11 protein-coding genes and 2 pseudogenes are annotated in these 13,985 nt (G+C 49.9%); 10 read left to right on the forward strand and 3 right to left on the reverse strand.

Annotation, left to right across the window (positions count from 1 at the left end; all coding sequences use genetic code 11):
* Positions 1–44: 44 nt before the first annotated feature.
* Genes DWX76_RS03055 through DWX76_RS03065 form a run of 3 tightly spaced genes read right to left on the reverse strand, consistent with a single transcriptional unit; the run spans position 45 to position 1,979 of the window.
* Complete coding sequence (locus tag DWX76_RS03055) at positions 45–722, reverse strand: choline-binding protein (RefSeq protein WP_118467961.1); 678 nt, start codon at positions 720–722, stop codon at positions 45–47.
* A 15-nt stretch (positions 723–737) separates the two neighbouring features.
* Positions 738–1,502, reverse strand: a complete 765-nt coding sequence (locus DWX76_RS03060) for an IclR family transcriptional regulator (protein ID WP_107000299.1) — start codon at positions 1,500–1,502, stop codon at positions 738–740.
* Positions 1,503–1,520: 18 nt separating this feature from the next.
* Entirely contained in the window at positions 1,521–1,979 is a 459-nt protein-coding gene (locus DWX76_RS03065; protein ID WP_107000298.1) for a hypothetical protein, read from the reverse strand.
* A 239-nt stretch (positions 1,980–2,218) separates the two neighbouring features.
* Here DWX76_RS03065 and DWX76_RS03070 point away from each other — a divergent pair, with 239 nt between their 5' ends.
* The 10 genes and pseudogenes from DWX76_RS03070 to dxs all read left to right on the forward strand — a co-directional run bounded on the left by DWX76_RS03070 (position 2,219) and on the right by dxs (position 13,950).
* A complete protein-coding gene (locus DWX76_RS03070) occupies positions 2,219–4,333 on the forward strand; it encodes a diguanylate cyclase (RefSeq protein ID WP_412693972.1) in 2,115 nt (704 codons plus the stop codon).
* A gap of 12 nt (positions 4,334–4,345) precedes the next feature.
* Entirely contained in the window at positions 4,346–4,702 is a 357-nt protein-coding gene (locus DWX76_RS03075; protein ID WP_107000297.1) for an Hpt domain-containing protein, read from the forward strand.
* A 184-nt stretch (positions 4,703–4,886) separates the two neighbouring features.
* Positions 4,887–5,171, forward strand: coding sequence for a co-chaperone GroES (locus DWX76_RS03080; protein WP_022359940.1), 285 nt, complete (start codon positions 4,887–4,889; stop codon positions 5,169–5,171).
* 74 nt (positions 5,172–5,245) lie between these two features.
* On the forward strand, positions 5,246–6,871 hold the full coding sequence (gene groL, locus DWX76_RS03085) for a chaperonin GroEL (RefSeq protein WP_022359939.1): 1,626 nt from the start codon (positions 5,246–5,248) through the stop codon (positions 6,869–6,871).
* Positions 6,872–7,252: 381 nt separating this feature from the next.
* Positions 7,253–8,706, forward strand: a pseudogene (gene guaB, locus DWX76_RS03090) (IMP dehydrogenase).
* A gap of 429 nt (positions 8,707–9,135) precedes the next feature.
* A complete protein-coding gene (gene nusB / locus DWX76_RS03095; RefSeq protein WP_107000295.1) occupies positions 9,136–9,579 on the forward strand; it encodes a transcription antitermination factor NusB in 444 nt (147 codons plus the stop codon).
* A gap of 3 nt (positions 9,580–9,582) precedes the next feature.
* The gene (gene xseA / locus DWX76_RS03100; protein ID WP_118522080.1) at positions 9,583–10,794 is read left to right on the forward strand and encodes an exodeoxyribonuclease VII large subunit; all 1,212 of its coding nucleotides are present in this window, start codon (positions 9,583–9,585) and stop codon (positions 10,792–10,794) included.
* A 109-nt stretch (positions 10,795–10,903) separates the two neighbouring features.
* Positions 10,904–11,113, forward strand: coding sequence for an exodeoxyribonuclease VII small subunit (xseB, locus tag DWX76_RS03105; protein WP_107000293.1), 210 nt, complete (start codon positions 10,904–10,906; stop codon positions 11,111–11,113).
* 5 nt (positions 11,114–11,118) lie between these two features.
* On the forward strand, positions 11,119–12,009 hold the full coding sequence (locus DWX76_RS03110) for a polyprenyl synthetase family protein (RefSeq protein ID WP_118570118.1): 891 nt from the start codon (positions 11,119–11,121) through the stop codon (positions 12,007–12,009).
* Between the two features lie 61 nt (positions 12,010–12,070).
* A pseudogene (gene dxs, locus DWX76_RS03115) lies at positions 12,071–13,950 on the forward strand (1-deoxy-D-xylulose-5-phosphate synthase).
* The last annotated feature ends 35 nt before the right edge of the window (positions 13,951–13,985 follow it).

Below are 13,985 nucleotides of genomic sequence, written 5' to 3' on the forward strand. Positions count from 1 at the left end.
CTTGCGGGGGCGTTTGTTTGGTGCGCCTTGCGGCATACATTTATTTATTCCTTAGTGGAGTCAGAAGAACTATTATTTGCAATTTGCTCATCCGTCACAGACCCCTGGCGGTAGCCGCTGCCTGGTTCCTGTTTGGAGTTCTTCTTTGGAGCATCCGGCTTTTTGTCTCCGGAAGTAGAAGAGGTTTCTTTGGACGGACCGGAGCTTCCGGAATTGCTGTGGCTGCCGGAGCTTCCGTTGGAATTGCTGCTATCATCGCTGGAAGAATCTTCGGATGAGCCGGTGCTGGAGTCAGAGCTTCCGGAATCTGGCGTCCTGCTGGAGCTGGTGGCTGTTTTTTTCGTCTTTTTGGAGGAGCTGTTCTGGAAATCGTCCCAGCTTTCGTTATCGAATTCATTGGAAGCCGCGGTCTGGCGGCTCTGAGCGATGCCGTTTACCGTCCAGGCGCCGTCTGCGTTTACAGTGTAGCCGTCCGGTGTCGTGGTGGAGGTTAGAAGCCAGCCTTCGGCGTCGAAATAGTAGCATTCGCTGACGCCGTCCTGGTTGCCGTCGATCCAGCGCCAGCCATTTGCCGCCCAGGTGTTGTCACCGTTGTCGTACCACCAGCGGGCAGCATTGTCACCAGCTCCATTTTTCCAGCTTCCTGCCATCGCCGGGAAAGCGACGGAGAGGGAGAGAAGACCGGTTGTTAAGCCTGCTAAAAATAAGCGTTTATTAATCATAAAGTGAAATCTCCTTTATTTCTCCTGCTTAAATGTATGTCCCATATAATAGGATAATTCTGCCGCACTGTGGCGGACCTGATCCTGCAGGTGCAGAAGATGTGTGTCATCTTCAATACGGGAATACGGTGCGATGATTCCGACCGAAGCGGAAATGCGTCCGTCAATACCGTAAATGGGAGCACCGATCCCGACTGCATCCGGGACGTATTCGCCGTGGGAAACGGCAATGCCCTTCTCACGGATGGTGCGGAGTTCTTCTGCCAATTCTGCGGGATCCGCCTTTGGAAATGCCTCAGGACGGGTTAAGCGTGTGTCCAGATAGCGGCGGATGTATTCGTCGCTCTGGAAAGCCAGAAGCGCTTTGCGGATCGCACCGCAGTGCAGATCCATCTCATAGCCAAATTCTTCGACGACCTTGAGGTGGTTCGGACCGTCCGTTTTGTCAAGTACCAGTCCCTTGTCGCCAACCTGGATGATCAGATAGGAATCCTCACGGGTACAGTAGGAGAGGTTCTTGAGAATCGGAAGCGCCGCATCCTGAATCCGCACATTGTCAGCCGCCGCCCGACCGAGAGAGATGAGGGCGGGACCAAGCTGGTAGGTGTGCGCGTGTTCATCGCGGATCACGTATTTTTTTTCACAAAATGTCTGCAAAATCCGGTGGATTGTGCTGGGCGGAAGCCCGGTTGATTCGGAAAGTTCTGCGATGGAATATTTGTGGTTGGCTTCTTTTAAAAGTTCCAGAAGTTCCATCGCGCGGAGAAGACTTTGTATCATGCAAAGAATCCTCCTGTGTTATTCTGTGATTTCCTCAACCGTCACGGTTGTGCTGTCATCCGGGGCTGCGTCGGAATCTTCTTTCTCGGAAGAAGATTCGCCGTCCTCGGAAACCGGAGCATCTGCGCGGACGGTTTCTGTTTTGACTGGTTCTTCGGAAGAGACATCTGCATCAGCCGGAGCTTTTTCGCTTTCCTCAGAATGTTCAGAAGTTTCCTCTGGAGTCTCAGCCGGAGCTTCCTTTTTCTCCGGATTTAAGGAAACATAGCTGCGTTCGGAGGCAGCTGTATCAGAAGCCTTGGAAGCTTCTTTATCGCCGGCATCGTCAAAATCATCGAAATCATCTTCAAAGTCGTGGAAATCCTCATCCAGTTCCTTGTGGAATGATTTATACTGTAAGACGTAAGAAACACCAGCTGCTGCAGCGCCGACGATAGCTGCCAGTGTCAGTAATTTACCAAAATGTTTTTTTGCCATGTTGATACTCCTCTCTATACGATTCGATATCCTTATTGTAATACGAAACGCCTAAAAAATAAAGGGAATCTTTTGTGAACAACGGGAAGTGTGTGAATCACGTGTTACGGGGTACGTATGCGTGAACAGTAACACAGGGGCGGTAATTATGTACAGGAAGCATGAGAAAAATGCTTGTTGTCATACCGGAAATCATGTAGAATAAAATTATATATTTGCTAGGTGGTGATAAAAATAAAATGATGAATTTGAATACAAAGATGACGGCGCAGGAATTGGAACAAATGATTGCACAGATGGAAAGGATATTTACGGTTGTACGTATTTTAGATAAAGATCTACTCCATAAGATGGACGTGAGGAACGGGGAACTCCGATCCGAGGACTGCAAATGCTATTCGTTCTGGGAAAAAGGAAAGAATTGTGAGAATTGTGCGGCACAGCGCGCGCTTGCGATGAAGGGACAGTGCATGAAGCTTGAATTTATCGGTCTGAAGATGTATCAGGTCATCGCGAAGTATCTGGAGGTGGATGGAGTTCCCTGTGTGGTGGAGATGATTTCCTGTCTGGATGATGAGACACTTCTTGACGCAGAGGGAAGAGAAGCACTCGTTAAGAAATTTGCACACTACAGGCGCGAGCTGTATGCGGATGCACTGACGAGGAGCTACAGCCGGAGATATTTTGAAGATCAGTTAAAAGAGCAGCGGATGGATGCCGGTATCGCGATGCTCGATCTGGATGATTTTAAGACCTACAATGATATATATGGGCATGTGGCGGGCGATAAAGTGCTGGTGACGGTGTCGGCGGCGATTATAAGCTGTATCCGTAAGACGGACCGCTTGGTGCGTTATGGCGGGGATGAATTCCTGCTTGTGATGCCGGGCATCAGTCTGGAGGCATTTGTTGAGAAGCTGCATCGGATACAGGATCTGATCTGCAACATGAGTGTTGAAGGATATCCGCAACTGAAATTGTCAGTCAGCATCGGCGGTACGCTGACGAACGGGGAGACAGTCGGGAAGGCGATGTGCCGGGCGGACGAATTTATGTATCAGGCGAAGACCTCCAAGAACATGATTGTGACTGAGAAAGATGGACAGTGGACACCGGAGGAGATCGTGGTAGCCGGGCGGCGCAATGCGAGTCGTTACCGCATTTTGATCGTGGACGATTCGGAGATGAACCGTATGGTTCTCTCAGAAATGCTGAAAGGCGAATTCGAGATTCTGGAGGCAGAAAATGGTTCAGCATGTCTCGACATGCTGAACCGTTATGAGACGAAGATTTCCCTGATTCTTCTCGATATCGTCATGCCGGGGATGAACGGCTTCGGGGTTCTGGAATACATGAACCGCAACAACCTGATCGGGGATATCCCGGTTATCATGATTTCGGGCGAAGATTCGGGCGAGGTCATCAAGCAGGCGTATGAGTGGGGAGTTTCTGATTATATCAAGCGCCCGTTCGATATGGAGGTTGTACACCGGCGTGTCTTAAATACGATCAAATTGTATGCGAAACAGCGCCGCCTGGTGGCAATGGTGACGAACCAGGTTTTTGAGAAAGAGAAGAATAGCCGGATGCTGATCAGTGTTCTGAGCGAGATCGTGGAATTTCGAAATGGCGAGAGCGGTATGCACGTACTCAATATTAATATATTGACGACGATGATTCTGGAACAGCTCGTCAAGAAGACGGACAAATATCCCTTGTCCTGGTCGAACCGGATGCTGATCAGCACGGCATCATCCCTGCATGACATCGGAAAGATCGGAATTGACGAGAAGATTTTGAATAAACCGGGTCGTCTGACGCCGGAGGAGCGTAAGATCATGGAAAAACATACAGTGATCGGTGCGGACATGCTTGCGAATCTTCAGATGTATGAGGATGAGCCGCTGATGAAAGTGGCGTACCAGATCTGCCGTTGGCACCATGAGCGCTATGATGGAAAAGGATATCCAGATGGTCTAAAAGGGGAGGAGATCCCGATCTCAGCGCAGGTGGTGGCGCTGGCGGATGTGTATGATGCGCTGACAAGTGAGCGCGTCTATAAAAAGGCTTATTCTCATGAGGAGGCGGTGCAGATGATCTGCAACGGAGAGTGTGGTACATTTAACCCGCTCCTGCTTGAGTGCCTGTGTGAGATTCAGGATCCTATTAAAAAGGAGCTGCAGGAGGCAGCATACCGGAGTGAGATGAGTGATCCGGAGCGAAAAAATAAGAAATTTGAACATTATGACAATTCACAGAAGAAGTTTTTCGGCGCGGTGACGCAGGCGATTGAAAAAGAGTATGGAACTGCGGGCGAGGAGCTGAGCCGTATGAAAACTGAGGAAGAGAAATAACAGGAGGCTGTCATGACAATTCAGGAATGCTACAAAGAAATGGGCGGGGATTTTGAAGGAGTTCAGAAACGCTTTGGAGGTGTGGCGCTGGTGGAAAAATTTGCCATCAAGTTTCTGAGCGATTCCAGCTTTCAGGATCTGGAGGATGGATTAAAAGAAAAGGATGCGGAGAAAGCATTCCGCGCGGCACATACCCTGAAAGGAATCTGTCTGAACCTGGGCTTTGATGCCTTCTATGAGGTAAGCGCAGCGCTGACCGAAAAACTGAGAGGCAGAGAACTGACCGGATACGAGGCAGATTTTGCATCGGTAAAAGAGTGTTATGAGAAAACGGTTGCGGCGATTAAGGCATTTGAGGAGAGCAATTAATAGAACGGGGAGAAATGGAATATTTCAGTTCTCCCCGTAAAATTTACTAAAATTTTAGCACTCAACACTTGACGGTGCTAACAGAACGTGTTATAACATACTTCGTAAGAAGAAGATACATATCTGATTACGAAAGAAAAGCAATCAGATGGAATAAATTTGGATGGATAAGGAGGAGCCAATAATGAAGTTAACACCATTATTTGACAGAGTTGTATTAAAGCAGTTAGTTGCAGAGGAGACGACCAAATCAGGTATCGTTCTTCCGGGTCAGGCAAAAGAGAAACCGCAGCAGGCAGAGGTAATCGCGGTTGGTCCTGGCGGAGTGGTAGATGGAAAAGAAATCACGATGCAGGTAAAGGTTGGCGATAAAGTTATCTATTCGAAATACTCAGGCACAGAAGTTGAGCTGGACAATGAGAAATATGTCATTGTAAAACAGAATGATATTCTGGCTGTTATCGGTTAATCGATGGGCAGGATGTCTGGAAGACAGATGCTGATCGGAACGTTTATTCAAGAAAATTATGGAGGTTGATAACCATGGCAAAGGAAATTAAATATGGCGTAGAAGCCAGAAAAGCCCTGGAAGCGGGCGTAAATCAGTTAGCAGATACCGTAAGAGTTACATTAGGACCGAAAGGCAGAAACGTAGTTCTGGATAAATCCTTCGGCGCTCCGCTCATTACCAACGATGGTGTGACCATTGCGAAGGAGATCGAGCTGGCAGACCCGTTTGAGAACATGGGCGCACAGCTGGTGAAGGAAGTAGCAACCAAGACCAACGATGCAGCTGGTGATGGTACTACAACCGCAACCGTTCTGGCCCAGGCGATGATCAACGAAGGTATGAAGAACCTGGCAGCAGGTGCTAACCCGATCATTATGAGAAAGGGTATGAAGAAAGCCACAGATGCAGCCGTAGAGGCAATCAAAGGCATGAAGAAGGACGTTAAGAGCCAGGCAGATATCGCAAGAGTCGCTGCTATCTCTTCCGCTGATGAGGAAGTAGGCCAGATGGTAGCAGACGCGATGGAGAAGGTTTCCAAAGACGGCGTTATTACCATTGAAGAGTCCAAGACTATGAAGACTGAGCTTGATCTGGTAGAAGGCATGCAGTTTGACCGTGGCTATGTATCTGCATACATGGCAACTGATATGGAGAAGATGGAAGCCGTTCTGGACGATCCGTACATCTTAATTACCGATAAGAAGATCTCCAACATTCAGGAGATTCTGCCGCTGCTGGAACAGCTGGTACAGTCTGGTTCCAAGCTGCTCATCATCGCTGAGGACATTGAGGGTGAGGCGCTGACCACCCTGATTGTCAATAAGCTGAGAGGTACTTTCACCGTTGTTGGTGTGAAGGCTCCGGGTTACGGCGATAGAAGAAAAGAAATGTTAAAGGATATTGCAATCCTGACTGGCGGTACTGTTATTTCCGAGGAACTGGGACTTGAATTAAAGGATACCACCATGGATCAGCTTGGTCGTGCGAAATCCGTTAAAGTTCAGAAAGAGAACACCATCATCGTAGATGGCTGCGGCGATAAGAAAGCCATCGCAGACCGTGTGGCTCAGATTAAGGCTCAGATTGAGGAAACCACTTCTGATTTTGACCGTGAGAAACTGCAGGAGAGACTGGCTAAGATGGCTGGCGGCGTAGCCGTTATCCGTGTTGGTGCAGCGACCGAGGCTGAGATGAAGGAAGCTAAGATGCGTATGGAAGATGCCCTGTCCGCAGCAAAGGCAGCTGTTGAGGAAGGCATCATCGCAGGCGGCGGATCTGCATATGTTCACGCAGCAGCAGAAGTTCAGAAGGTAGTAGATGGACTGGAAGGCGACGAGAAGACCGGCGGTCGTATCGTCCTGAAAGCTCTGGAAGCTCCGCTGTTCCACATCGCAGCAAACGCAGGTCTGGAAGGCTCTGTTATCATCAACAAGGTAAAAGAGTCCCCAGTAGGCGTAGGTTACGATGCTTACAATGAGGAATACGTAGATATGGTAGAAGCAGGCATCCTGGATCCGGCAAAGGTAACCAGAAGTGCCCTGCAGAACGCAACCAGCGTTGCATCTACCCTGCTTACAACCGAGTCCGCAGTTGCCAACATCAAAGAAGATGCACCGGCAGGTCCGGCAGCAGGCGCTGGCATGGGCGGCATGATGTAAGTAAGAGAGCCGGAAAATGGCGGAAGATGTTACATCAGAGATGCAGTATCGAATGTAGAAAATAAAAATGGTAATTTATAGAAAGAATCTCTGACAGGCAGCTGCCAGGGGAGAGAAGGACTGCTATGCGAAGGTGTGGCAGTCCTTCTTTTTTGGGTAAAAAATTGGCAGGGAAATGAGGCTAAGGATGACTGCATTATTAATACTTATCTGATTGACATTATTTATAAGATGAGCTAATTAAATAGCGTAAGTAAATTCTATCGTCAACCCCTTTATTCTCCGGTTGACATATTTCAAAAAACTTGCTAAAATCAATTATTAACATCAGACAGTTTTCAATGTCCAGTGTTTAAAATTTACGAAAGTGAGGGTAATATAATGGGTAAGATTATTGGCGATGGCATTACATTTGATGATGTCCTGCTTGTGCCGTCCTATTCTGAGGTTATTCCGAATCAGGTAAACCTGACGACACATCTGACCAAGAAGATTCAGCTGAACATCCCCCTGATGAGTGCCGGCATGGATACGGTTACAGAGCACCGCATGGCGATTGCAATGGCAAGACAGGGTGGAATTGGTATTATTCACAAGAACATGTCGATCGAGGCGCAGGCTGAGGAGGTCGATAAAGTAAAACGTTCTGAGAATGGTGTAATCACTGACCCGTTTTATTTATCCCCAGAGCATACATTAAAGGATGCGGATGAGCTGATGGGCAAGTTCCGGATTTCCGGTGTTCCGATCACAGAGGGAAGAAAACTGGTTGGTATTATCACAAACCGTGACCTCAAGTTCGAGGAAGATTTCTCCAAGAAGATTAAAGAGTGCATGACTTCTGAGCATCTGGTTACCGCTCCGGAGGGCATCACCCTGACGGAGGCAAAGAAGATTCTTGCCAAGGCACGTGTCGAGAAGCTTCCGATCGTGGACAAGGATTTTAACCTCAAGGGTCTTATTACTATCAAGGATATTGAGAAACAGATCAAGTATCCGTTCTCTGCAAAGGATGCACAGGGACGTCTGCTCTGCGGCGCGGCAGTAGGTATCACTGCAAACGTGCTGGATCGTGTGGAAGCCCTGGTGAAAGCAAAAGTAGACGTAGTTGTTCTCGACTCTGCACATGGACATTCTGAGAATGTTCTTCACTGTGTCAGAATGCTCAAGGAAGCATATCCGGATCTGCAGGTAATCGCAGGTAACGTAGCGACCGGAGAGGCAACGAAAGCTCTCATCGAGGCAGGCGTTGACGCGGTCAAGGTTGGTATCGGACCGGGTTCCATCTGTACGACCCGTGTCGTAGCAGGTATCGGCGTTCCGCAGATCACCGCTGTTATGGACTGCTACGCAGTTGCCAAAGAGTACGGCATTCCGATCATCGCAGACGGCGGTATCAAGTATTCTGGCGATCTGACGAAGGCGATCGCAGCAGGCGGCAGCGTCTGCATGATGGGTTCCATGTTTGCAGGATGCGACGAGAGCCCGGGAACTTTTGAGCTGTACCAGGGAAGAAAATACAAAGTATACCGCGGCATGGGTTCATCGCAGCGATGGAGAACGGCAGCAAGGATCGTTACTTCCAGAGCGATGCGAAGAAACTCGTTCCGGAGGGTGTAGAAGGACGTGTTGCATACAAGGGAATGGTAGAAGATACCGTATTCCAGATGCTCGGCGGCCTGCGTGCTGGTATGGGTTACTGCGGCGCATCGGATATCCCGACTCTTCAGGAGACCGGACGTTTCATCAAGATTTCCGCAGCATCCTTAAAAGAGAGCCATCCGCATGATATCCACATCACAAAAGAGGCTCCGAACTACAGCGTGGATGAATAAAAATTGGATAGCATAAGCAATCGATAAGATTGTAAACGATATAAAAGCGGCGTTTCTGCTTCAGCAGGGATGCCGCTTTTTTGGCGGGTTACTGTTCACGCATACGTGCCCAGTGACGGAATTTGCCGTGGCTTCGCATTTAAATACGGCAAATTCCTGCTGCCACCACGTTTTCTTACGGCACTTTCGGTTCCAAAAGTGCCTACCCGTGAACAGTAACTTTGGCGGATTCTTTTTCTCAAACTCTTGTGAAAAAACCGGGGATACGGTATAATGATACATTAGAATAGTAGAAATATAACAATTATGCAGGAAAGACTGTGGATATTCAGAAAACGATTGCGGCGGATTACGAAAGGGATATTTGCGATACCGAGGTAGCAAATCGGGCGTATCAGACGGATAGAAACAGGTAACAGGAGGATTAGTATGACCAGAAGAGAACTGAGAGAACATTGCTTTAAGCTGCTTTTCTGTGCGGATTTTTACCCGACGGATGAGATGCAGGAGCAGGTGGATGTATATTTTACAGAGCCGAAAGAGGAGGACGATGTTCCGAGCGGAATCGGCGATATCATCCATAATCCGATGTTAGACACCTTTGACGGCGGATACGTAAAGAGCAAGGTTGAGAAGATTCTGGATGTGCTTCCGGAGCTTGACAAGGCAATCGATGGGGTTGCACAGGGATGGACTACCCGCCGTATGGGCAAGGTGGAACTGACGATCCTGCGCCTGGCATTATACGAGATCAAGCACGATGACGATGTACCGGAGAAGGTAGCGATCAATGAGGCGGTCGAGCTGGCGAAGAAGTTCGGCGGCGATGATTCACCGGCATTTATCAACGGCATTTTAGCGAAGCTGGTATAAGCGATGGCTGGCGTATATTCGGTTTCGCAGGTTAATGCATACATTAAAAATATGTTCGCACAGGACTTTGCCCTGAACCGGATTTCGGTCAAGGGCGAGGTTTCTAACTGCAAATATCATACGTCCGGTCATATTTATTTTACCTTGAAAGACGGTCTGGGAGCGATGCAGGCAGTTATGTTTGCCAGTAGGCGGAAGGGACTTACGTTCCGTCTGGAAGAAGGACAGCAGGTGGTCGTCAAGGGCAGTATCGAAGTGTATGAGCGGGATGGAAGATACCAGCTCTATGCCAGCGAGATCACGCTGGACGGCACGGGCGATTTATTCCGGCGCTTTGAAAAACTGAGAAATGAATTAGAAGAAATGGGGATGTTTTCCCCGGAATATAAAACGCCGATCCCAAAGTATGCAAAAACGGTCGGTATCGTGACGGCTAGCACCGGCGCAGCAATCCGGGATATTATCAATATCTCGGGACGGCGGAACCCTTACGTGCAGCTTGTCCTCTGCCCGGCACTGGTGCAGGGAGCAGGGGCAGCGCCGAGTATCGTGCGGGCGATCCAGACCCTGGATGCGCTGCATCTGGATGTGCTGATCGTCGGGCGCGGAGGAGGTTCGATTGAGGATCTGTGGGCGTTCAATGAGGAGAGTGTGGCGCGGGCGATTTTTGCGTGCCGGACGCCGGTAATCTCGGCGGTCGGGCATGAGACAGACGTTACGATCGCGGACTATGTGGCGGATCTGCGTGCCCCTACTCCTTCGGCGGCGGCAGAACTGGCGGTTTTTGATTACCACCTGTTTGAGCAGCAGTGCATTGCGGCGGCACAGCAGATGACGAAGCGGATGGAGCAGAAGGCGGAGCAGTATGCCTATCGCCTGGAGCAGTTTCGTCTGCGCCTGCAGCTTCACAGTCCGCAGAGCCAGTTAAATGAGAGACGGCAGTATCTGGAAGATGCGAGAGTTAAGATGGCGCGCCAGATGGAGAAAAAGATGTCCGATCTGCGCCATCGTCTGGAACTGGTGTGCAGCCGGATGGATGGTCTATCCCCGTTAAAAAAGATAAGCGGCGGATATGGGTTCGTGACGGATACAGATGGAAAACGTGTGGAGACAGTGACAGGATTGCAAGCTGGGGATACGCTGACCGTCCGTCTGCCGGATGGACGCGTGGAGGCGGAGATCCGGGAGGTTTATCAGGAAAACCTGCCTGGGTAAAAAAGTGGTTCATTGTGTTGCGTGTGAATCATAACAGAGAGATTTGAGAACACGTTTTCTTTCAGGAAAGATTCCGAGAGTATATTAGATAAAACAGGAGGCAGGATCGATGGAAGAAAATAAGGAAGAACTTTCGATCGAGGAAATGTTTGACCGTCTGGATGGCATTATGCGGACGCTGGAGGACAGCCGCAGCACGCTGGAAGAATCGTTTGCGTCGTATGAGGCGGGAATGCGTCTGGTCCGCGCCTGCAGTGAAAAGATAGATAAGGTTGAAAAACAGATTATGGTCGTAAACGGCGAGGAGACGGAGGCGTGACAGAGATGGAAAATGCAAAGGAACGGCTGGCACAGGTAGTCAAAGAAGCGGAAGAGATTGTATATTCTTATCTTCCGGCAGAGGAAGGGCATCAGAAAACGATCTTTGAAGCGATGAATTACAGCGTGAAGGCAGGCGGCAAACGCCTTCGTCCGATTCTGATGCGTGAGGTATACCGTCTGTTTGGCGGTCAGGGAAAAGAGATTGAGCCGCTGATGGCGGCGATCGAGATGATTCATACATCTTCCCTGATTCATGACGATCTTCCGTGTATGGACAATGATGAGTACCGCCGTGGCAAAAAGACGACCTGGGTTGCATATGGGTATGATATGGCAGTTCTGGCGGGAGATGCCCTTCTGATCTACGCGATCGAGACGGCGGCAAAGGCATTTGCGATGACGCCGGATGCGGCAAAGGTGGGACGTTGTATCCAGATTTTATCCGAAAAAACGGGTATTTACGGCATGATCGGCGGTCAGACGGTGGATGTGGAACTGACGAATCAGCCGATTCCGAAGGATAAGCTGGATTTTATCTACCGTTTAAAGACGGGAGCACTTTTGGAGGCGTCGATGGTGATCGGAGCCGTGATGGCGGGCGCGAGCGAAGCTGAGTGCGGGACAGTAGAGCGTATGGCGGCGGCGATCGGTCTGGCGTTCCAGATCCAGGATGATATTCTCGACGTTACCAGCAGCCAGGAGGTGCTTGGAAAACCGGTTCTGAGCGATGAGAAAAACAATAAAACCACTTATGTGACATTGGAGGGAATCGAGAAATCGAAGCATGATGTCAAACAGCTTTCGGAGACGGCGGTTGATATTCTCTATTCCCTGCCTGGAAAGAATGAATTCCTCGAAGAGCTGATCGAGATGCTGGTCAGCCGTGAAAAATAAAAAATCCAATCGAAGGCCGGGGACGACAGCGGATGTGGAAAACGGTTTGGGGGATGAAAGAATGGTATTAGATACGATAAAAGGACCGGAGGATGTAAAACGGTTGAGCGAGGAAGAACGCAAGGAGCTGGCGGCGGAAATCCGAGAGTTTCTGATCGAGACGACAAGCCGGACCGGCGGTCATTTGGCGTCCAATTTAGGCGTGGTAGAACTGACGATTGCAATGTTCTGCGCGCTGAATCTTCCGAAGGATAAGATTATCTGGGATGTAGGGCACCAGTCCTATACGCACAAGATTTTAAGCGGGCGGAAGGATAATTTTGATGGCTGCGCCAGTATGGGGGCTTGAGCGGTTTCCCGAAGCGGAAGGAAAGCCCGTTTGATGCGTTCGACACGGGACACAGCTCGACTTCGATCTCGGCGGGGCTTGGTATGGCGCAGGGGCGCGATCTGTTGGGCGAGGATTATTCGATCGTTTCCGTCATCGGGGACGGCGCGCTGACCGGCGGCATGGCGTATGAGGCGCTCAACAATGCGGGACGGCTCAAGACAAATTTTATTATTGTTTTAAATGATAATAATATGTCCATTTCGGAAAATGTCGGCGGTATGTCGCGGTATCTGAATAATCTTCGTGCAGATGAGGGCTACAATCTGTTGAAGAAGAATGTGGCGGGCACGTTATCGCGTATCCCGATGATCGGTTCGGATCTGGTCGGCACGCTGCTCCGGACAAAGAACAGCATCAAGCAGCTTCTGATTCCGGGCATGTGGTTTGAAAATATGGGAATCACGTATTTGGGACCGGTGGATGGACATGATATTAAGGGGTTGATCCGTATTTTCAGCGAGGCGAAAAAGATCAACCGCGCGGTACTGATCCATGTGATTACGAAAAAGGGCAAGGGATACCGTCCGGCGGAGAAGAATCCGTCGGCATTTCACGGAGTTGAACCATTTGATATTGAAACGGGAAAACCGCTCCGGAAAAAGGAACATCCGGGCTATACAGATGTATTTTCCAGAGAAATCTGCCGTCTGGCAGCGGAAAATCCGAAGATCGTGGCGGTGACAGCGGCGATGCCGGATGGAACGGGGCTCAAACGGTTCTCGAAAGAATATCCGGACCGCTTTTTCGATGTGGGAATCGCGGAGGAACACGCGGTTACCTCGGCGGCAGGTATGGCGGCAGCCGGTCTGAAACCGGTGGTGGCGGTGTATTCGTCCTTTTTACAGAGGGCATATGATCAGGTCATTCACGATGTCTGTATCCAGAATCTTCCGGTTGTGTTCTGCGTGGATCGCGCGGGACTGGTCGGAAGCGATGGGGAGACGCATCAGGGTATTTTTGATCTGACATTTCTCTCCTCTGTGCCGAATATGAGCGTGATGGCGCCGAAGAACCGCTGGGAACTGGAAAAGATGCTGCAGTTTGCCATCTCCTACGATGGACCGATTGCGATCCGTTATCCGAGGGGCGAGGCCTACCGGGGCTTGAAGGAATTTCTGGCACCGGTCGAGTATGGCGTCAGCGAGATGTTGTATGAGGAGAGAGGGACGGCGCTTCTGGCAGTCGGAAGCATGGTCAGCACGGCAGAGCATATCCGGGAGAAATTAAAGAGTGCCGGGCAGCCGTGTACGCTGGTCAACGGGCGGTTTGTGAAACCGATGGATACCGACGTGATCGACCATCTGGCAGGAACGCACCATACGATCGTGACACTGGAGGAAAATGTCCTGCGCGGCGGTTACGGCGAGCGGGTGACGGATTATGTACAGAAGCATTATCCGCAGATCAAGGTAGTTAATATAGCGCTGCCGGATGCCTACGTCGAACACGGAAATGTGTCGGTGCTCCGGAATGAGCTGGGAATTGACAGTGATTCGATTCTGGCGCAGCTGAAACGTGAAGGTGTGCTGCAGACTGACGCGGAAGCATGAGGGGAAACAAAAGAGTGGCAGCAGCGGAAGGAAGA

This window comes from Clostridium sp. AF21-20LB (genome assembly GCF_003478795.1).
Classification (GTDB): domain Bacteria; phylum Bacillota; class Clostridia; order Lachnospirales; family Lachnospiraceae; genus Otoolea; species Otoolea fessa.